This window comes from Bacteroidota bacterium, from assembly GCA_016213405.1.
In the GTDB taxonomy this organism is placed as follows: domain Bacteria; phylum Bacteroidota; class Bacteroidia; order Palsa-948; family Palsa-948; genus Palsa-948.
Window position 1 is genome coordinate 1 of sequence record JACRAM010000101.1, and the last position, 19231, is coordinate 19231.

At 40.2% G+C, this 19231-nt stretch carries 19 protein-coding genes; 11 read left to right on the top strand and 8 right to left on the bottom strand.

Going from position 1 to position 19231, the window contains the following annotated elements; genetic code table 11:
* Window positions 1-167: 167 nt before the first annotated feature.
* Window positions 168-1088, top strand: a complete 921-nt coding sequence (locus HY841_12360; GenBank protein ID MBI4931553.1) for a T9SS type A sorting domain-containing protein — start codon at window positions 168-170, stop codon at window positions 1086-1088.
* Between the two features lie 128 nt (window positions 1089-1216).
* Here HY841_12360 and lpxA read toward each other — a convergent pair whose 3' ends face one another.
* The 6 genes from lpxA to HY841_12390 form a co-directional block, all read right to left on the bottom strand.
* Entirely contained in the window at window positions 1217-1990 is a 774-nt protein-coding gene (gene lpxA / locus HY841_12365) for an acyl-ACP--UDP-N-acetylglucosamine O-acyltransferase (GenBank protein MBI4931554.1), read from the bottom strand.
* Window positions 1991-2047: 57 nt separating this feature from the next.
* Window positions 2048-3475: a bifunctional UDP-3-O-[3-hydroxymyristoyl] N-acetylglucosamine deacetylase/3-hydroxyacyl-ACP dehydratase gene (locus tag HY841_12370; GenBank protein MBI4931555.1), complete on the bottom strand. Its 1428-nt coding sequence runs from the start codon at window positions 3473-3475 to the stop codon at window positions 2048-2050.
* 133 nt (window positions 3476-3608) lie between these two features.
* Window positions 3609-4658 (bottom strand): UDP-3-O-(3-hydroxymyristoyl)glucosamine N-acyltransferase, encoded by a 1050-nt coding sequence (gene lpxD / locus HY841_12375; protein ID MBI4931556.1) that lies wholly within the window; start codon window positions 4656-4658, stop codon window positions 3609-3611.
* Window positions 4659-4880: 222 nt separating this feature from the next.
* Window positions 4881-5147 (bottom strand): Txe/YoeB family addiction module toxin, encoded by a 267-nt coding sequence (locus tag HY841_12380; GenBank protein MBI4931557.1) that lies wholly within the window; start codon window positions 5145-5147, stop codon window positions 4881-4883.
* On the bottom strand, window positions 5144-5401 hold the full coding sequence (locus HY841_12385) for a hypothetical protein (protein ID MBI4931558.1): 258 nt from the start codon (window positions 5399-5401) through the stop codon (window positions 5144-5146). Before HY841_12385 ends, HY841_12380 begins: the two co-directional genes overlap by 4 nt.
* 43 nt (window positions 5402-5444) lie before the next feature.
* A complete protein-coding gene (locus HY841_12390) occupies window positions 5445-6725 on the bottom strand; it encodes an HD domain-containing protein (GenBank protein ID MBI4931559.1) in 1281 nt (426 codons plus the stop codon).
* A 160-nt stretch (window positions 6726-6885) separates the two neighbouring features.
* Between HY841_12390 and HY841_12395 the strand changes: the two genes are divergently transcribed.
* The 6 genes from HY841_12395 (at window position 6886) to HY841_12420 (ending at window position 11712) form a co-directional block, all read left to right on the top strand.
* Complete coding sequence (locus HY841_12395; protein MBI4931560.1) at window positions 6886-8436, top strand: PglZ domain-containing protein; 1551 nt, start codon at window positions 6886-6888, stop codon at window positions 8434-8436.
* A 459-nt stretch (window positions 8437-8895) separates the two neighbouring features.
* The gene (locus HY841_12400) at window positions 8896-9114 is read left to right on the top strand and encodes an addiction module protein (protein MBI4931561.1); all 219 of its coding nucleotides are present in this window, start codon (window positions 8896-8898) and stop codon (window positions 9112-9114) included.
* The gene (locus HY841_12405) at window positions 9114-9401 is read left to right on the top strand and encodes a type II toxin-antitoxin system RelE/ParE family toxin (protein ID MBI4931562.1); all 288 of its coding nucleotides are present in this window, start codon (window positions 9114-9116) and stop codon (window positions 9399-9401) included. Before HY841_12400 ends, HY841_12405 begins: the two co-directional genes overlap by 1 nt.
* Before the next feature lie 17 nt (window positions 9402-9418).
* On the top strand, window positions 9419-9904 hold the full coding sequence (locus HY841_12410; protein MBI4931563.1) for a tRNA (adenosine(37)-N6)-threonylcarbamoyltransferase complex ATPase subunit type 1 TsaE: 486 nt from the start codon (window positions 9419-9421) through the stop codon (window positions 9902-9904).
* Between the two features lie 100 nt (window positions 9905-10004).
* Window positions 10005-11222, top strand: a complete 1218-nt coding sequence (locus HY841_12415) for an alanine dehydrogenase (GenBank protein ID MBI4931564.1) — start codon at window positions 10005-10007, stop codon at window positions 11220-11222.
* A 64-nt stretch (window positions 11223-11286) separates the two neighbouring features.
* Entirely contained in the window at window positions 11287-11712 is a 426-nt protein-coding gene (locus tag HY841_12420; GenBank protein ID MBI4931565.1) for a DUF4258 domain-containing protein, read from the top strand.
* Here HY841_12420 and HY841_12425 read toward each other — a convergent pair whose 3' ends face one another.
* Entirely contained in the window at window positions 11713-12123 is a 411-nt protein-coding gene (locus tag HY841_12425; GenBank protein ID MBI4931566.1) for a hypothetical protein, read from the bottom strand.
* Between the two features lie 100 nt (window positions 12124-12223).
* Here HY841_12425 and HY841_12430 point away from each other — a divergent pair, with 100 nt between their 5' ends.
* Window positions 12224-14689: a carbohydrate binding family 9 domain-containing protein gene (locus HY841_12430; GenBank protein MBI4931567.1), complete on the top strand. Its 2466-nt coding sequence runs from the start codon at window positions 12224-12226 to the stop codon at window positions 14687-14689.
* Here the strand turns inward: HY841_12430 and HY841_12435 are convergent.
* Window positions 14686-15855, bottom strand: a complete 1170-nt coding sequence (locus tag HY841_12435; GenBank protein MBI4931568.1) for a proline dehydrogenase family protein — start codon at window positions 15853-15855, stop codon at window positions 14686-14688. The genes HY841_12430 and HY841_12435 overlap by 4 nt on opposite strands.
* A 250-nt stretch (window positions 15856-16105) precedes the next feature.
* On the opposite strand from HY841_12435, the gene HY841_12440 reads away from it, so the two are divergent.
* The 3 genes from HY841_12440 to HY841_12450 are packed head-to-tail and all read left to right on the top strand — an operon-like array spanning window position 16106 to window position 19170.
* Entirely contained in the window at window positions 16106-17011 is a 906-nt protein-coding gene (locus HY841_12440) for a prephenate dehydratase (protein MBI4931569.1), read from the top strand.
* Window positions 17012-17014: 3 nt separating this feature from the next.
* Window positions 17015-18271: an aminotransferase class I/II-fold pyridoxal phosphate-dependent enzyme gene (locus HY841_12445; protein MBI4931570.1), complete on the top strand. Its 1257-nt coding sequence runs from the start codon at window positions 17015-17017 to the stop codon at window positions 18269-18271.
* Window positions 18268-19170 carry a prephenate dehydrogenase gene (locus tag HY841_12450; GenBank protein MBI4931571.1) on the top strand — a complete coding sequence of 301 codons (903 nt, stop codon included), beginning with the start codon at window positions 18268-18270 and terminating at the stop codon, window positions 19168-19170. Before HY841_12445 ends, HY841_12450 begins: the two co-directional genes overlap by 4 nt.
* Window positions 19171-19231: the final 61 nt, after the last annotated feature.

Here is a 19231-nt window from a genome sequence, read left to right on the forward strand (position 1 = left end):
ACTTTAAAGAGTTTTAAAAAGAGTGAGGATTCTCTGTCTACGAACATACCTCAAGGGTTGTTTTGTAACGCATATTGCTCTCACTCTTTTTTTCTTTTAGTTGCACTAGTTTATTTAATTTCGCAAACATACGAGTAACTTTGTATCTTTACAGTAATTCAAAGCCAATGAAAAAAGTTCTTCTCGGCTTGACAGTCTCTCTAATCCTGGCAGTTGCGCACGGGCAGACAGCGGTGTATCATCCCTTTCCCGACAGCAATGCATCTTGGAATGAGCGTTGCTTCGGATTAAATCCTTCACACACTTGCATGAATGAAGATTACAGAACTCTATACATCAATGGAGATACAGTTATTGGCGCATACACCTATCATAAAATTTATCATGCAGGTTATACAGCTTATTCTTGTTGGAATCCACCGACAAATCCAGTTTATCAATCTTACAATGTTTATTATGATTGTGCCATCAGACAAGATTCCTTGCAAAAGAAAGTTTATATATACATGTTTGGAGACACCTTGTTATATGATTTTAATTTAAATCTTGGAGATACCGTTCCACCAACATATTCAAATTCTGGTATGTTCATTGTAAAAACAATTGATTCTGTTCTAGTAGGTAATAAGTATCATAAAAGATTTACAGTAGAAGATTCATTTGTTACAGACACATTAATTGAAGGTATTGGAAGTGTATTTTTTGGTTTATATAACATGCGGTGGATTTATCCTGATGGAGGTTGTAATTTTTTCTGCTTCAATCATGACAGCGCACAATATCCAATAAATTATAATTGCACTACATTGACAAATCCTGTCAATGTCGTTGAACCAATTACTAAAACACCTAAACTGTCACCTAATCCCTTCTCCGCACAGACAACTTTGCAGACAGAAGTTCAATTAATCAACGCAACTCTCACAGTAGACAATTGTTTCGGGCAGACAGTTGCGCAAATAAAAAATCTTCGGGGACAGACAATCACTTTCAATCGCGACAATCTTCCAAGCGGACTGTATCTTCTTCGCTTAACACAAGACAACAAAGTCATCGCAATAGACAAATTAATAATCGCGGACAAATAATTCCTCTCTTGTTCGTTGCGCGCGCCCAGACAATTGCTTTCACCGTGGACAATTGCGAAGTCGGCACGGAGGGAATGATTGGGAAGAAGATGGTGGTGGTGAGATAAAATAAATGCATCAGTTACTTTTCAGGCAGTAATTCCCCTGATGATTCCATCCTTAGAATCGCGGATAAATCTGACAATAAGTTCTTTCTCTGCCGAAGCGGGAGCTTCCTGTTCTACAATATTCAAGGCGTTGGAAACATTGTATCCTCTTACATAAATGGTGCGGTAAATATCTTCTATCTGCAAAATGCGTTCGGGAGAGAAACCTCTTCTTCTCAGTCCGACTGAATTTACTCCGATATAGGAAAGGGGTTCGCGCGCGGCTTTCACAAATGGCGGCACATTTTTTCTGACCAGCGAACCACCGGTAACAAAGGAGTGCGCTCCGATGTGAATAAATTGCTGAACAGCAACCAATCCTTCAAGTATTGCATGGTCATCAATGGTGATATGCCCGGCAAGGGTAACCAGATTGGCGAGGATAACATTATTGCCGATGGTGCAATCGTGCGCCACATGCACATATGCCATGAGCAGGCAATTGCTGCCCACGGAAGATTTCATTTTGTCTTTTGTTCCTCTGTTCACCGTAACACATTCGCGGATGATCGTGTTGTCGCCAATTTCTGCGGTGGTTTCTTCGCCCGTAAATTTTAAATCCTGCGGGATAGCAGAAATCACCGCACCCGGAAATATTTTGCAGTTCTTCCCTATGCGCGCGCCTTCCATGATGGTAACGTGAGGACCAATCCATGTATCGTCACCGATTTCTACGTTTGCATTGATTACTGCAAAAGGAGCAACAGTTACATTCTTGCCAAGTTTTGCTTCCGGATGAATGAATGAATTACTCATAGTTAATTTCTCTGAAGCACGAACTTACAAATTATTCATAGCTCCGTGAGGTAGAAATTAATTTGCAGGCACAGGGGTTTTTACTGATGCAGGGATGTCCTTCATCTTAATTATCTGAGCCATCATTTCAGATTCCATCACAATCTTATCTCCTACATATGCTGTGCCTTTCATGTGGCAAAGTCCCCTGCGGATGGGTTCGAGAAGATGAAGAACAAAAATAATGGTATCGCCCGGCATCACTTTGTTCTTGAAACGCGTATTATCAATTTTTAAAAAATAAGTGAGATAATTCTCCGGATCAGGGACTGTTTTCAGCACCAGCACGCCACCGCATTGCGCCATTGCTTCCACCTGCAGCACACCGGGCATGACAGGGTTGCCGGGAAAATGTCCGCGAAAAAATTCTTCATTCATCGTAACATTTTTCATCCCCACCACATGCGTTGGACTCAGTTCAAGTATTTTGTCAATCAGCAAGAAGGGTGGGCGATGGGGTAATATTTTCGTTATTTCATTTATATCTAACAGGTATTTGTTAATGTCATATTGAGGAACAACTTTTTTATTTTTTTCCTTTTTAATCAGTTCTTTTATTTTTTTCGCAAAGGAAACATTGCCCGCATGCCCCGGACGGGCGGCAAGTATGTGCGCTTTGATGGGCATTCCGATAAGAGCTAAATCTCCAACAATGTCTAAAAGTTTATGGCGCGCAGGTTCATTGTAATAATGAAGCGTGGTATTGTTGAGCACGCCCCTGCCCTTCACTTCCACATTCGGTTTATTAAAAACTTTACGAAGGTGAGCAAGGTCAGCATCAGGCACCGGCTTATCAACGAGTACAATGGCGTTATCCAAATCTCCGCCCTTAATTAAATTATGCTGAAGAAGCGTTTCGAGTTCGTGAAGGAAAACAAATGTGCGGCACTTGGCTATTTCTTCTTTGAACTCTCCTACTTTATATATGTGCGCGTGCTGTGTGCCGAGAACTTCTGAGTTGTAATCCACCATCACCGTTAAACGAAATTCATCCTGCGGAACAGCAAGCATCTCAACATTTTTTACATTGTCTTCATAAGTGAGAATCGATTTCAATTCAAAATAAACACGCTCAGCATTCTGCTCAACAACTCCGGCTTTTTCCAATGCTTCAATGAAAGGCATGGAACTTCCGTTCATGATAGGAATTTCCTGGCCAGTAACTTCAATCAGGCAATTATCTATTTCCTTTCCGACAAGAGCGGCAAGAACATGCTCTGTTGTATGCACACGTGCTCCGTCTTTTTCAAGCGTGGTTCCGTGATCAGTAGAAACGACATTGTCCGCATCTGCATCTATGACAGGATTGTTCGGCAAATCCACCCGCTGAAATTTATACCAATGGTTTTCAGGGGCGGGGCGAAACGTTAAGGATACCTTTTCTCCCGTATGAAGACCAACTCCAGATACCGTAACAGAAGTTTTGATTGTTCTTTGTTTAGGCATATTTTAAAATATTTTTGTTATTCTCTGCGGTTCTCTGCGCTGATTTTTCTTTGCGCACTCTGCGGTTAAGTTTTTTACCGCTGAGAACGCAGAGGTTGACGCAAAGGACGCTGAGAATAACATTATTCTAATATTATTTTTCTACTGATACCTTTAACTCTTTCAATATTTTCTCAAGAGAATTAATTCTGTCATTCACATCAGGAAAGTTCTTAAACAAAACATAAGAACGCTTGTATTCCCCTATGGAAAATGCCGGAGAGCCCTGCACGGTTGTATTTTCTTCTTTGATAGTATTTCCGATTCCCGACTGAGCAGCTATCTTGGTTCCGTCTGCAATAGTGATATGTCCGACAATTCCAACTTGTCCGCCAATGATACAGTTCTTTCCGACTTTTGTTGAGCCCGCAACTCCAGTTTGCGCAACGATCACTGTGTTCTCGCCAATCTCAGCGTTGTGACCAATCTGAATGAGATTGTCAAGTTTCGCACCTTTGCGGACGATGGTAGAACCCAGCGTTGCACGGTCAATTGTAGTGTTGGATCCTATCTCAACATTGTCTTCAATAATTACATTGCCAAGATGCTGCATTTTAAAATTACTGTCTTTGTTGGGAGCAAAACCAAAACCATCGCTACCGATGACCACTCCCGCGTGAAGCGTGCAATTTTTTCCGATAACACATTCGTGATATATTTTTGCACCTGAATAAATAGTAGTGTTATCGCCAATTACTGAATTATCCCCCACAAAAACATTCGGAAAAAGTTTTACGTTATTGCCGAGTTTCACATTTTCTCCCACGTAAGCAAATGCACCCACGTAAACATCTTTGCCAAGAGTAGAAGATTTAGAAACAAACGATGGCTGTTCAATTCCTGTTTTGTTGTTCTTAGATTTCTGATACATCTCCAGCAGTTTGCCAAAGGCAATGCGGGAATCTTCTACGCGAATCAGCGTACAGGTTCTTTTGAGTGGTTGTTCAGCGGTAAAATCTTTTCCGACAATCACCACCGAAGCATCCGTTGTATATAAGTAAGAATTGTAAGCAGGATTGCTGAGAAACGAAAGTGAACCAATTCTTCCTTCTTCGATTTTTGAAAGCGTGCTCACAACAGCGTCAGGATTTCCTTCCACTGTACCTCCTAAAAGAGACGCAATCTGGCTGGCTTTGTATTCCATACTTTGTGATTACACCGATTACCATTTTGATTACACCGATAATTCAATCGGTGAAATCTTTTTCATCCATCGGTGTAATCGGTGGCGCAAATTTAGAGAAATTAAATTGCTATGAGCAAGAATAAAGAGGGGAATTATTAAGAGGAAATGTTTAGTTCTAAGCTAATTCTTTAGGAAAACAAAGGAAGTATTTCTTCATCGTTTTCAATCCGGCAAGATTTATCATCTGCTGTAATGTCCTTTACAACTTGCAATGACAATTTCGTTTTGAGGAGAAATCTGATAAACAAGACGGTCTGTGTGATTAATCCGTCTTGACCAAAATCCGGCAAGTTGATGTCTGAGAGGTTCCGGCTTTCCTATTCCTGCAAATGGATTCTTATCTATGTCCTGAATAAGTGAAAGAATTTTCCGAAATGTTTTTGGGTTTCTTTCAGCCAATTCATCAAAATCCTTTTTTGCCTGGGAAGCAAATACAACAGTTCTCATTTTTTCAATAATGACTTGCTGTATTTTTCAAATTCATCTCCTGAAAAACTGACAAGATTCTTATTGCGTTTTACTTCTTCTATCGCCTCGATCAAATGAGTGCGGTTTTTTGAATCGCTCAATAACTGCGAAGTTTCATCCGCATCCGCATCGGTAATAGTAATTTCTATTTCCTTCTTTTTAAAAAGTTTTTTCAGCATATCCAAAAACTTTTTGTCCATGTCAGATGTTTTTATACGAAAAGTTGTTTCCATTTGAATTCTTTTTACGAAGATACAAAAAATGAGGAAAATACAATCAAACAATCTCCTTCGGGAAACACAAAAAGTATTTCTTCACCGTCTTCAATCCGGCAAGATATGCCTGGTCAGATGCCTGAGCGATGTCGGCAATTTTTCCATCCTTATAAAGAATGTTAATTCTGATTTTATCAGGACGGTAAGCGTCATTTGAAACTGCCTGAGAGAAGACAAGATAATCTGCTTCAGTTGCGCTCAGCTTATATTTCTTCTGCACTTTCTTTTTCAAGTCATCCACCACTTTCTCATCAAACGAATCATTTTGCATAATCACTTTGTAGAGTTTTCGGTTCACAAGGTTTGTACAGAGAGTGGAAAGAATAAAATCATCGCTCTTCATCCACGCTTTCACGCAGACGAAAATGTCAGAATCGTCAAGCAATGCAAAGTCATCGAGGTGAGAGAGGATGTTTTGTTTTCCGATAGAACTGTAAAGAAAAGTTTCAAGTGCAGGAGTACAAAAGAGGCGGTAATCGGTAATCGGTAATCGGTTTTTGGTTTTTGCATTTGACCGTTTACCGATAACCGATAACTGATTACCTGCTATTTCCTTCGCTCTTTGCAATATCTTAACAAGTAAGAATTCAGCACTAAGCACTGTCTTGTGCAAATACACCTGCCAGTACATCAATCTTCTTGCTATGATAAACTTCTCCACAGAATAAATTCCTTTCGCGTCCACCACCAGTTCATCGTCCATTACATTCAGCATTTTGATAATGCGGTCAGAACTGATAACTCCTTCAGAAACTCCTGTGAAAAAACTGTCGCGGTTCAGGTAATCCAGTCTGTCCATATCTAACTGTCCTGACACAAGCTGGTGCAGGAATTTCTTTTTATAAGAGCCGCTGAAAATTTTCCGGGCAAGAGAAAGCTGTCCTTTGAATTCTTTATCGAGTTTCTCAAGAAATAGTTCTGAAATATCTTCGTGCGAAATATCATCCACAATGCTGTGCTCAAGCGCGTGAGAAAAAGGTCCGTGTCCTATATCATGCAAAAGCACCGCAATTAAAACTCCTCTCTCCTCATCTTCCGTTATGTCAATTTCTTTCGAACGCAGCGTCTCCACCGCTTTCATCGTGAGGTGCATGGCTCCCATCGCGTGTTGAAAACGAGTATGCAATGCTCCGGGATAAACCAAACTTGTTAATCCCAGCTGGCGAATCCTTTGCAATCGCAAGAAGTAAGGATGATTAATGATTTGCAGAATCAATGAATCAGGCACGGTGATGAATCCGTAAATGGGGTCGTTGAAGATTATCTGCTTCTTGATGAACATCGTTAATGCTATGGAAATTTCTTTTCACAAAGATAATAGAATGGAAGGATGGAATACTGGAATGTTGGAAGAATTTACTTTTTCATTATTCCATTTTTCCATCCTTCCAATATTCCATGGTGTTCAACGTTCCGAAATTCATTATTACTAACTTTACCATATGAACAAAGTGAATATTCTCTGGGCGGATGACGAAATTGATTTGCTCAAGCCGCACATTCTCTTCCTGAAAGAAAAAGGATACGAAGTGAAGACTGCAAAAAGCGGTGACGAAGCCGTGGGAATGATAAAAGCAGAAGCGTTTGATATTGTTTTCCTTGATGAAAACATGCCCGGACTCAGCGGGATGGAAACCCTAGCAAGAATAAAAAATCATCAGTCCGATTTGCCCGTGGTGATGATTACCAAAAGCGAAGCCGAACAAATAATGGAAGATGCCATCGGCTCAAAGATCTCTGATTACCTGATTAAGCCCGTTAATCCCAATCAGATTCTTCTTTCGCTGAAAAAAATATTGGAAGGCAAACATCTTGTCTCGGAAAAAACAACGTTGAATTACCAGCAGGAGTTCCGCCAGATAGGAATGTCGCTCAGCGACCGCCTTGACGCGGAAACATGGAAAGATGTTTACAAGAAATTAGTTTACTGGGAACTTGAACTGGAAAAATCTAACGATGAAAGCATGTCTGATATGCTCTCCATGCAAAAGCAGGAAGCGAATTCAGCGTTCAGCAAATTTGTTGACGCCAATTATGTTGCATGGCTTCATGGCAAGAATAATCCCCCGCTTCAGTCACACACCGTTCTGAAAAACAAACTTGTTCCGCTTCTCGAAAGAAAAGAAAATGTTTTTCTTTTAGTGATTGACAACCTGCGCTGGGATCAATGGAAAATGATTCAGCCGAAGATTTCCGAACTCTTTAAAGTGGAAGAAGAATCGCTTTACTACAGCATTCTCCCTACGGTAACGCAGTTTGCGCGCAACGCATTGTTCGCGGGACTCATGCCGAGCGAGATAGAAAAGCTTCATCCTGATTTATGGCGCAACGAAGAAGATGAAGGAAGCAAAAATCAATTTGAGCCTGAGTTCATGACCTCTCAACTGAAACGCTGGGGAAAAGACATCAAACATTCGTATCACAAAATATTAAATCTCAACGAAGGAAAAAAACTGGCGGACAACATCAGCAACCTCATGCAAAATAAATTAAACGTAATCGTTTATAATTTTGTAGATATGCTCTCGCACGCGCGCACCGAAATGGAAGTGATACGCGAGCTTGCCGATGATGAAGCAGCGTATCGCTCGCTCACCGTTTCGTGGTTTGAACATTCACCGCTGCACGACATCATCAAACACATTGCAGAAAAAAAAGGTTTGCTCGTCATCACCACCGATCACGGAAGCATTCGAGTAACGGAACCATCAAAAGTTGTTGGTGACAGAAACACTTCTACCAACCTGCGTTATAAACAGGGCAAAAGTTTGAGTTACGAAAAACGCGATGTGCTGGAAGTGCGAAACCCCGATGATGTTTTTCTTCCACGCATCAATGTGAGCACCACGTACATCTTTGCCAAGCAGGATAAATTTTTCGCTTACCCCAACAACTACAATCATTACGTGCAATACTACCGCAACACCATTCAGCACGGAGGAATTTCTCTCGAAGAAATGATTATTCCGTTTGTGACGCTAAGTGCGAAGTAGTTGTCGTACGTCATTGCGAGGAATCCCGTTTCGGGATGACGAAGCAATCTCACAGAAAAGTTTTTGAATTATTATTTGGGCGTGCCCTTCGATGACTCAGGTCGGGCTATCCGCTACAATCTTTGGCTTTGTCATTCTGAGCGGAGCGAAGAATCTACTCGCCAAAGGATTTCCGCTTCTATCCCTCACGCAAACAGCCCGAATACTTTTATGATTGTTCTTCTATTAATATATAACTCCTACGGAGTTTAACCCCGTAGGTTTTCTGGGCACTGATGCAAACCTACTTTCCTTCATATTATTACCTGTGGGATTAAGAATTAACTTTGTTCCGGCAATGAAAACCCTTTCCTTAAAAAACCTTTCTGAACTCTAACAAGTCATAAAAGCAAATTTTGTCGTTCGAGAAAAGGGAAGAAAAAAAGAATTCGTATCTTTGATATAGTAAAACCATATACCATGAAACACATTACCATCAGCATTCCGGAAAATTTTTACAACACATTTATAGAATTCTTTAAACATATTCCTGAAGCAAAAATTGAAAGTGAAGAAAGTTTTTCTATCCCCGAATGGCACAAAACGGAAACATTAAAACGTATTAAAAATGCCAAACCCGAAAATTTTATTCCATGGGAAAAGGTTAAGAAGAATATCAGATATAAAGTGAGTAAGTAATGTCGTTTGAAATTATTTTTGAGGAGTTAGCGCAATCCGATATTCAACAAGCCATTGATTATTATGACAAGCAACAAATTGGCTTAGGAGAAAAGTTCTGGCTGTCCCTTTCAAAGCACATTGCTTTTATCAGCAAAAATCCTTTCTTTCAAATCAGGTACAGCAATGTTCGATGTTTACCAATGACAAAGTTTCCTTTTATGATACATTTCATTCTGGATGAAAAAGTAAAAACAGTTTATATCATTTCGGTTTTTCATACTTCTCAAAATCCAGATAAATGGTAAAAGAAGTTAGAAGTGAGATGAAAACCCTTTCCTTAAAAAACCTTTCTGAACTTCCTCAAACAGCTAAAGCAATTCTTGAATTTGCTGGTGAGAAAAAGATTTTTTGTTTTTACGGAGAACTTGGCGCAGGAAAAACCACGCTCATTAAAGAACTCTGCAAGCAGCTTGGCGTAACGGATAAAGGAAGCAGTCCTACGTTTGCGCTGGTGAATGAATACAAAATACCAAGCCCCCTCCCAACATCACCCATTGGGGGAGGAGAAAAAACTCAAGTCCTCCCTAATGGGGAGGATTTAGGAGGGGCTTCGGCTGTTTTCCACCTTGACCTTTATCGCCTGAAATCCGAATCCGAAATCTATGGCATCGGCTATGAAGATTATCTCTATAGCGGAAATTATTGCTTCATCGAATGGCCTGAAAAAATGGAGCGCCTGCTTCCCGAAGATTGCCTGCGAGTGAAGATAGAAGTTAAGAATGGTGAAAGAATTATTTCTCTTTCCTGAAATTTTTTTCGTAAATTCGTTTCACAAAACAAGTTAGAAGGTGGCTGATTTTGTTTTTGTTTCAACCTGCAACCTGAAACTTGTAACCTGAAATTTCCTCATGAAACAAAAAGAACATTCTTCAAGAAATATTCCCATCAGCATTTTGCTTCCGCAGGAAGAAATGCTGGAAGTAGCAACAAGAAAAAGCAGTTTGTATATAGGAATTCCGAAAGAAATCTCTTTCCAGGAAAACCGTGTGGCGCTGGTTCCTGATGCGGTGGCAGTGCTGGTGAATAACGGGCACAGAGTGGTGGTTGAAACCAACGCTGGTAAAGCATCTAACTTTTCTGATACCGATTATTCCGAAGCAGGCGCGCACATCGCCCACTCTGCCGAAGAAGTTTACAAAGCCGAAATCATCCTGAAAGTGTCTCCTCCCTCTGAAAAAGAAATCGAGATGATGAAGCCAAGGCAGATATTGCTTTCCACGCTTCATCTCTCCATGCAGTCGGATACGTTTATGAGGGCATTGATGAACAAACGGATTACTGCCATCGCTTACGGATGGATTCAGGACAAGGAAGGGATTTTTCCGGTCATCCGCGCCATGGGAGAAATTGCCGGAGGCGCTTCCATTCTCATTGCCGCGGAATATCTCAGCAACGTGAACAACGGTCCCGGTTTAATTCTCGGAGGTATTTCCGGAATTTCTCCTACCGAAGTAATAATTCTTGGAGCAGGAACCGTGGGGGAATTTGCCGCACGTGCCGCGATTGGTCTTGGCGCCAGCGTAAAAGTTTTTGACAACTCGCTTTACAAGTTAAGAAGAATACAAACCGCGCTCGGCAGACGCATCTTCACTTCCGTCATCCAGCCAAGAGTTTTGCAAAAACATTTGCGTACCGCAGATGTGGTGATTGGCGCCATCCGTGCCACAAAAGGAAGAACGCCCTGTGTAGTTTCAGAAGAAATGGTGAAGGATATGAAGAACGGTTCAGTGATTGTTGACGTGAGCATTGACGAAGGCGGATGTTTTGAAACATCGCAGGTAACCAATCATACGCAGCCGATTTTTAGAAAACACGGTGTGATACATTACTGTGTTCCCAATGTGGCTTCACGTGTTTCGCGCACCGCCTCTTATGCGTTCAGCACCATCTTTGGTCCTTTGCTGATGAACATTGCGGAGAACGGAAGCGTTGACCGTATGCTTAAGAATGATGCAGGTTTCCGCAAAGGAATTTATATCTACAACGGAATGCTCACCAATAAATATCTCGGAGACCTTTTCGGAATTCCATCCAAGGATATTAATTTACTGCTGGCTGCATTTTAAAACCAACAGCCGTCATTAGTCATTAAGTCATTAGTAGTGACCAATGACCAATGACCAATGACCAATGACAACTCCAAAACGCATTCGCCTTTACATCTACGGATTTCTGATTGGGTGCGTAATGGTTTATTTCATTCTTTTAAGAGGAAGAAACCGGAGTTATTGGTTTCCCGAAAACAGAGTGAGGGAGCAATTGATGAAAGGAAATCTTGTCTTTACAGAACATGCTCAATGCAGGATGAAATGCAGAGCCATCAGCGAAGAGGAAGTCAGAGAAATATTAAAAAACGGAAACGTAAATTTTTCCGAAAGCCATCCGCATCCTGAAACAAGTTCAGGACAAGCGCGCTGCCCTTCCTACGCGATTGACGGAACAACTGCTGATAAACAGAATGTAAGAATTGTTTTTGCTTCCTGCGACACACTCACCACAAAAGTGGTAACAGCAATTGATTTAGGATTAGAGAAAGATACCTGCAGATGTAACTAATCAGATTTCGTATTTCACAGGCACATCAACCTTCACAAATTTTTTCAACCATTTTTCTGCGCCTGCCGGAGTAGTGAAAACTTTGGTAGGGCGCACGGGCTTTTTAAACATCAAGTAGTAGTTAGCAAACAATCGTTCTGAAAGAGAGCGGACAACTATAGCAAATGCTTTCCATCGTTCATCTTTATAACGCGCGGCATAGGTCATGGCTTCATCGCAAACATCAAGCGTTAATCCACCGTCAAGGATGACAGCAAAATCTTTTCCGTCAGAAATTTTTATCGCTGCCTCAATCTGCTCTTTCACATCCGCCAAAGTAATTTCATTATCGTGAATCAGTTTTACGAGCACAAGCTGTTCGCAATATAAAATTACTTCACCGATTCTTATAGGGATAACTTTCTGTTCCATTGAGCAGTCGATGATTTATCAAAGATAATATATTTCAAGAATTTTGTTAAAATATGTTAAGGAGTGTCTTCGTTCTGTAATTCAACATACTTTTGCATATATGAAAAAAATTCTCCTCTGCTTTTTTCTTCTCTTCTTCTTTATTAATGTTCACGCGCAGGATTCCCTCAAAACATATAATGCAACGCGAATAACTTCATCCCCTAAAATTGACGGCATGCTGGATGATGAAGTATGGAAAAATGCTCAGTCGGTTTCCGATTTCATTCAGAACTCTCCCAGCGAAGGAGGAAAGGTTTCGCAAAAAACTGAAATAAAAATTCTCTACGACAACGTGGCGATTTATGTTGGAGCAATGTTGTACGATACTGCGCCAGACAGCATTCTACACGAACTAGGGAACAGAGACGATGAAGGATTGAATGCAGATAAATTCCGTTTTGTGATTGACCCGTATAATACCCGTCAGGATGCGTATGACTTTGGCGTGTATGCTTCGGGCGTGCAAACCGACTGGCGCTTCAGCGACTATACATATAATGCCGTTTGGCAGAGCGCAGTGAAAATCCTCAGCAACGGATGGAGTGTCGAAATAAAAATTCCGTATTCTGCTATTCGTTTTCCCAGCACGAAAGAACAGAAATGGGGATTGCAATTAACACGCGACATACGAAGAACCCGCGAGTTTGACCAGTGGTGCCTCACTCCTTCAGGAAAAGCCAACACCCAGAAATACTGGGGAACTCTGGAAGGAATTTCAAACATCACACCACCGCTTCGCCTTTCGCTCACGCCCTATATTTCAGGATATTATCAAACCTCTCCTGAATACAATACCGATGGAACGTACAATTATTCAAATTCATTTTCCTACAATGCCGGAGCAGATATTAAATACGGATTGGATGAGCGCTTTACGCTTGATATGACTTTACTCCCTGATTTTGGGCAGGTGAAGAGTGACGACAAAGTGAAAAATCTTTCTTACCGCGAAGTGAATTATGAAGATAACCGTCCGTTCTTTAAAGAAGGAGTTGATCTGTTTAATAAAGACCAGTTATTTTATTCCCGAAGAATAGGGAAAACTCCATCTTTATTTTATTCCGTTCCGAACCTGATTGATTCAACAGAAAGCATTGAGAAAAATCCTTCACAGGCAAAATTACTGAACGCGACAAAAATTTCAGGCAGAGGAAACGGAGGAATGGGGTTTGGCCTTTTCAATGCAGTGACAGATAATACATATGCAGAAATAAAAAATGCTGAAGGCAAGACAAGAAAAATCCTGACCGAGCCGTTCACAAATTACAATGCATTTGTCTTTGACCAGCAGTTGAAAAATTCCTCCAGCGTTTATTTCGTCAACACCAATGTCATGCGTGATGGAAACTCCTACCGCGATGCGAATGTATCGGGCACCGGATTTTCTTTTCAGGATAAGAACAATACGTTTTCTTTTGACGGAGCCACAAATCTCAGTCAGATTTTCAGAAGGAACGACACGATCACGGATAATTTTACAGACCAGATGGGATATTTTTATTCTGCCGGCATACGAAAAATCAGCGGAACCTGGCAATACGGAATTTATCACGAAACCATGAGCAAAACATTTGACCGAACCGATATGGGATACTATGCTGTTACAAATTATTCTTCCTTCAATGCAAATCTCAGTTACAATATTTTCAAGCCATGGAAGTCCTTGCTTCGTTCATTTAATAACCTGAACTTAAATTACGGTTACAACTACACTACAAAACTTCCTACAGATTTATCATTTAATATGAATTTATTTGCCTTGTTTAAAAGTTACGCAGGGATATTTTGCGGAGGAGGATTTTTTCCAAACGCAGTTTATGATTATTATGAACCGCGGGTTGAAGGAAGATTTTCCCACAATCTGGAAGGATATTATGAATATGCAGGGTTCAATACAAATTACAACAAGCCGTTTGCTCTTGATTTCAATATTAACTCAGGAGGATTTATGAAAAATAATATTTACAATCTTCCATCTCCTCCTTCGATAGGCGGCCAGATAAAACCGCGTTTGAGGATAAATGATAAACTTTCATTTCAGTATGCGTTCAATTTCAATTACGACCCCAACAATCTTGGCTATGCAAACCTTGACACTAACGGGGATATAATTTATGGGGAAAGAATTCTTCACACCTACATCAACACACTCACAGCGAGGTATATTTTCAAAAATGATTTATCTTTTTCACTCAATGCGCGCCATTACTGGAACACAGGCGAATACATCCGTTATTACACGTTAAAAGATGACGGAATGATTGAGAGAAATTACTCGTACAGCGGAAATAATAATTTCAGCTATAATGCCTTCACAATTGACGCGGTGTTCTCCTGGCAATTTGCTCCGGGAAGTTTGATTTCCATCGTTTACAAAAATGCCATTGAAAAAGATGAAGTGATAATTCCGAAGAATTACTCAGATAATTTTTCAAACACTATGCAGTCACCTCAGACAAACAGCATTTCTCTCAAAGTGCTTTACTATTTGGATTATCAGCAGTTGAAGAAAAGAAGAAGTTAATTTTTTCTTCTTTCTCTTTCCTTCAATATCAATCCCAATTCCCTGCCTGTCTGCCCTTTCACCGAAGTATTTTCCTGCGCACGCCTGATGAGGTAAGGAATCACATCACGTACCGGACCATACGGAACATACTTGGAAACATTGTATCCGGCCAAAGCAAGATTGTAACTGATAGTGTCGCTCATGCCGAGAAGTTGTGAGAAATAAATATTGGGATGGTTGGCAAAAAGATTTTTTTCTTTCATTAACTCAACGGCAAGCATGGAACTTTTTTCATTGTGTGAAGCACAGCAAAAAGAAATCCTGTCAAGATGCGCCATGCAGAAGCGGATGGCGCCATCGTACATGGAATCGGTGAGTTCTTTAGTATCGTTGATGGGGGATTTATAATTCATCTTCAGGGCACGCTCTCTTTCTTTTTCCAAATAAGCGCCACGCACCAATTTTGCTCCAAGAAAATAATTCCCATTCTTAGCATGAAGAAAACAATCTATCAGATACTCCAATCTATCCGTTCGGTAAAGTTGAAATGTATTATAGACAATCGCCTTTTCTTTATTGTACAACTTCATCATTTCATTTATTAATCCGTCAACCGCCCGTTGAATCCAACTCTCTTCAGCATCCACAAATACAGGAACGCCCGTATCGTAAGACGCTTTGCAAATTCTGTTGAAACGTTCGTGAACACGATCGAATTCTTTTTTCTCGATTTCCGTTAAGACAATTCCGATAGCGCTTACTTTTTCAAGAAGTTCAAATCGCGCAATGCCTGTCGGTTTGAAGACAGAAAATCCAATGTTCCTATTGTGTTTTGCCTCGTTGATAATGGAAATACATTCTTCCGTGCACCTGTCAAAATCTTCTTCAGATTCTTTTCCTTCTGCAGAATAATCCAGCACCGATTTTATGTTGAACCGTGCTAAGTCATTAATTTTTTTTCGACTCTCCTCCACCGTTTCTCCCCCGCAGAATTGACGAAAAATGGTTGGCTTGACAATCCATTTGATAGGGAAGCGAATGGCAAGTGCAATGTTTGTTAAAACTTTTCCAATAGAAACCAGCGCAGGATTACTGATTAAGCGAAAAAGCCAATAGGAACCTTTCAAATCTTTATCACTCCGGGATGAAAAAGCAACTTGAGTATTATCGAATGAAATAGCCATATAATAAATAAGAACAAATGTATTAAGTGCTATGAAATAGGATTTGCCTAACTAAAATATATTTATACCTTTGCTGAGTCAATTAATGAAAATGAAATTAACACAAACATATTTTTGGTTTTATCCTACACTCTCAACGGGAGGATAAAATCATTTTATCTAAAGGCCATCAAACCCCTCCCGTGAAAGCGAGAGGGGTTTTTTGTTTACACCGACACTAAAGGGAGAAGAAATAAAAAACGAAAAGAACATGAAATCTGAAACCATAAACCTAAAACAAAATCGCGTAGCGATTCAGGGCGCACATGGTTCCTTCCACGAACTTGCAGGAATGAAATACTTTGGAGAAAACATTCAAAGCATGGAATGCGTTTCGTTCAAAGATGTGTTCAATCTGGTGATGAATGATAAAGCGGATTTCGGAATAACAGCTATTGAAAATACTGTTGCGGGAACAATTTTGCCAAACTATGCAATGCTTAGAGAATCAGGAGTTAAAATTATTGGCGAAGTTTATCTGCACATTCAACAGAATCTGCTCTCACTGAAAGGACAAACCATTGCAGACATAAAAGAAGTTCATTCTCATCCGATGGCTATTCTACAATGCCAAACATTCTTCGAGCAATATCCTCACATTAAACTCATCGAAGCCGATGACACAGCTTCGCGCGCGCGCTGGATTTCAGAAAATAATCTGAAAAGTATTGGGGCCATCGCAGGAATTCATGTTGCTGATATTTATAACCTGCAAGCCCTTGCTGAAAGCATTGAAACACATAAGAAAAACTTTACGAGATTCTTAGTAATACGAAAAGATGGAATATTGGAAAATTGGAATAATGGAGAACAACACAACATTACAACATTCCAACATTCTAACATTCCTGACAAGTCATCAATCTGTTTCAACGTCACACACAGCAAAGGAAGCCTGGCAAGCGTTCTTACAAAACTTGCCGAGCATGATATTAATCTCACAAAAATTCAATCACTTCCGCTTATTGGTAAAGAATGGGAATATTACATACATATAGACATGGAGTTTGAGGGTTATGATAATTATCAAAACGCATTATCAGCTATCAAACCCTCGCTTAATGAGTTTAAAATTCTTGGCGAGTATAAAAGAGGAAATAAATTTTTTGAAAATTAAAACATGATTATCAAGCAAAGCAAACGTCTGAACGATGTGCAAGAATATTATTTCTCGGAGAAACTTTCTCAGATAAGAGAAATAGAAACGGGCGGAAAGAAAATTATTAATCTCGGAATAGGAAATCCGGACATGATGCCTTCTGAAAATACAATTGAAGAATTAATCCGCTCTGTAAAAAACCAAAAGAACCACGGCTATCAATCTTATAGGGGAATTCCGGAATTGAGAAAAGCGATTTCAAAATTCTACAGCGAAATTTATTCAGCAGAACTTAATCCGGAAACAGAAATTCTTCCTCTGCTCGGTTCCAAAGAAGGAATCACACATATTTCTCTTGCGTTTCTGAATACTGGAGATAAAGTCCTTGTTCCTGATCCGGGATACCCTACTTATTCTTCAGTTTCAAAAATGTGTGAGACAAAAATCATTGCTTATAGTCTGAAAGAAAAAAACAAATGGCTTCCTGATTTGAAAGAACTGGAGAAGATGAATCTAAAAAAAGTGAAACTGATGTGGCTGAACTATCCGAACATGCCCACAGGTGCGGAAGCAACCGATGAATGTTTTGAAAAACTGATTGCATTCGCTAAGAAGCATAAAATACTTCTCTGTCATGACAATCCCTATTCTATGGTGCTCAACAACGGAAAACCGAAAAGCATTTTGAATTACAAAAGAGCAAAAGATGTGGCGATTGAATTAAATTCGCTTAGCAAATCCTTCAACATGGCTGGCTGGCGCGTTGGGTGGATTGCAGGAAAGAAAGAATACATTGACACCATTCTAAAAGTAAAAAGCAATGTGGATTCGGGTATGTTTTTACCTATACAAAAAGCGTCCATTGAAGCACTGAATAATCTTCCATCCTGGCATAGCAAACGAAATGAAGAATACAAGCGTAGAAGAGAAAAAGTGTGGGAACTATTGGCTGTTATTGGTTGCGGCTACACCATTGATCAGGTTGGAATGTTTGTCTGGGCGAAAGTAGCCCACCCCTTGCCCCTCCCATTAGGAGGGGAGAAAAAGCAAAAACAAAAAGTCCGCCCTAACGGGGAGGATTTAGGAGGGGCTCTTGTTGAAAAATTACTTCACGAAGCAAATGTTTTCATCACTCCGGGATTTATTTTCGGTGAGAATGGAGAAGGATATATACGTGTTTCTCTTTGCAGTGAGGTCAGCGTAATTGAACAAGCGATTCAGCAAGTGAAAAGTATTTTTAATAAAGTCAATAACCACAAACTACAAACTGCTATATGAAAATCACGGTAATCGGTCTCGGACTCATTGGCGGTTCCATGGCGCTTGACCTCAAGGCAAGAGGGTTTTGTTCCCGCGTGATTGGCGTGGACAATAATTCTGAGCATTGCAAACAAGCGCTGATGCTCGGTATTGCAGATGAAATAAAATCATTGGATGAATCCTTGCACTCAGATATAGTCATCCTTGCAATTCCTGTTAGCGAAACAGCAAAACTTCTTCCGCACATTCTCGATAAGATAGGAGAAACCACCGTGGTGATGGATGTCGGCTCAACCAAATATCAAATCTGCAAAGCGATAAAAAAACATCCGAAGAGAAAACAATTTGTAGGCACTCATCCTATAGCGGGAACAGAAAATTCCGGACCTTCTGCTTCCATCAAAAATCTTTTCAACAATAAAGTATGTATTCTTTGTGTGGATGACAGCGCGCTTTGGGTCGTGGAACGCGTCTCCGAACTCTGCGAAGCTCTAAACATGAAAATGCTTTTCATGAATGCCGATGAACACGATAAGCATGTGGCGTATGTCTCCCACATCTCGCACATTTCTTCTTTCGCGCTCGCGACAACCGTTTTGGAAATGGAAAAAAATGCATCCACAATTTTTGATCTGGCAGGATCAGGATTTGCTTCGACCGTTCGTCTCGCAAAAAGCTCTCCTGATATGTGGGCTCCCATCTTTGAACAGAATTCAAAATATGTTTCTAAGGCGCTTGGCACTTACATCAAACACTTAGAGAGGTTCAAAAAAAATATTGACAAGAAAAATTTCAAAAGAACTTACGAAGCAATAACTAAAGCAAACGCCATCAGAAAAATTGTAAAGAACCCTGCGCCAAGAGCGCAGGGCGTTATTATTTTATTTTTCACAATTCAAAAAGTTTCAACTGCTTGACATCATTATGACGACCTTGATTACGAATATAATTCTCAATCGTCTTTTTACTTCCTCGACC

Coding starts and splice junctions, on each gene's coding strand:
- HY841_12360 (MBI4931553.1), top strand. CDS start 168: ATGAAAAAAGTTCTTCTCGGCTTGACAGTCTCTCTAATCCTGGCAGTT.
- lpxA (MBI4931554.1), bottom strand. CDS start 1,990: ATGAGTAATTCATTCATTCATCCGGAAGCAAAACTTGGCAAGAATGTA.
- HY841_12370 (MBI4931555.1), bottom strand. CDS start 3,475: ATGCCTAAACAAAGAACAATCAAAACTTCTGTTACGGTATCTGGAGTT.
- lpxD (MBI4931556.1), bottom strand. CDS start 4,658: ATGGAATACAAAGCCAGCCAGATTGCGTCTCTTTTAGGAGGTACAGTG.
- HY841_12380 (MBI4931557.1), bottom strand. CDS start 5,147: ATGAGAACTGTTGTATTTGCTTCCCAGGCAAAAAAGGATTTTGATGAA.
- HY841_12385 (MBI4931558.1), bottom strand. CDS start 5,401: ATGGAAACAACTTTTCGTATAAAAACATCTGACATGGACAAAAAGTTT.
- HY841_12390 (MBI4931559.1), bottom strand. CDS start 6,725: ATGTTCATCAAGAAGCAGATAATCTTCAACGACCCCATTTACGGATTC.
- HY841_12395 (MBI4931560.1), top strand. CDS start 6,886: ATGAACAAAGTGAATATTCTCTGGGCGGATGACGAAATTGATTTGCTC.
- HY841_12400 (MBI4931561.1), top strand. CDS start 8,896: ATGAAACACATTACCATCAGCATTCCGGAAAATTTTTACAACACATTT.
- HY841_12405 (MBI4931562.1), top strand. CDS start 9,114: ATGTCGTTTGAAATTATTTTTGAGGAGTTAGCGCAATCCGATATTCAA.
- HY841_12410 (MBI4931563.1), top strand. CDS start 9,419: ATGAAAACCCTTTCCTTAAAAAACCTTTCTGAACTTCCTCAAACAGCT.
- HY841_12415 (MBI4931564.1), top strand. CDS start 10,005: ATGAAACAAAAAGAACATTCTTCAAGAAATATTCCCATCAGCATTTTG.
- HY841_12420 (MBI4931565.1), top strand. CDS start 11,287: ATGACAACTCCAAAACGCATTCGCCTTTACATCTACGGATTTCTGATT.
- HY841_12425 (MBI4931566.1), bottom strand. CDS start 12,123: ATGGAACAGAAAGTTATCCCTATAAGAATCGGTGAAGTAATTTTATAT.
- HY841_12430 (MBI4931567.1), top strand. CDS start 12,224: ATGAAAAAAATTCTCCTCTGCTTTTTTCTTCTCTTCTTCTTTATTAAT.
- HY841_12435 (MBI4931568.1), bottom strand. CDS start 15,855: ATGGCTATTTCATTCGATAATACTCAAGTTGCTTTTTCATCCCGGAGT.
- HY841_12440 (MBI4931569.1), top strand. CDS start 16,106: ATGAAATCTGAAACCATAAACCTAAAACAAAATCGCGTAGCGATTCAG.
- HY841_12445 (MBI4931570.1), top strand. CDS start 17,015: ATGATTATCAAGCAAAGCAAACGTCTGAACGATGTGCAAGAATATTAT.
- HY841_12450 (MBI4931571.1), top strand. CDS start 18,268: ATGAAAATCACGGTAATCGGTCTCGGACTCATTGGCGGTTCCATGGCG.